A 259-nucleotide genomic window follows, 5' to 3' on the forward strand; every position below is an offset into this window, starting at 1 on the left:
GGGCCGTGTCCTGGTCGATACCCCGCGGACGACGAGCCCGAACCTCCAGGCGGCCACCGCCACGGGTCGCCCGCTGCTCGCGATCTACGGCGGGACGGTGGGGGCGACCCAGCGCTTCAACCGCCTGTCGGTGACCGCGAGCGGCGCTGTGGATCGTTCCGAGTTCGAGGACGCGCGCCTGTCGAACGGCGGGGTGGTGCGTCAGTCGGATCGCAACCTCAACCAGTACAGCCTGCGCCTGCGCACCGCCTACGAGGTC

1 protein-coding gene is annotated in these 259 nt (G+C 71.4%); it reads left to right on the plus strand.

Translation table 11 applies throughout. The features are described from left to right. The coding region (locus PU683_RS22270) for an outer membrane beta-barrel protein (protein ID WP_277174677.1) at positions 1-259 on the plus strand (259 nt) is incomplete at both ends.

The sequence above is a fragment of the Candidatus Kosakonia sp. 282A-S69 genome (assembly GCF_029433855.1).
Lineage (GTDB): Bacteria > Pseudomonadota > Gammaproteobacteria > Enterobacterales > Enterobacteriaceae > Kosakonia > Kosakonia cowanii_A.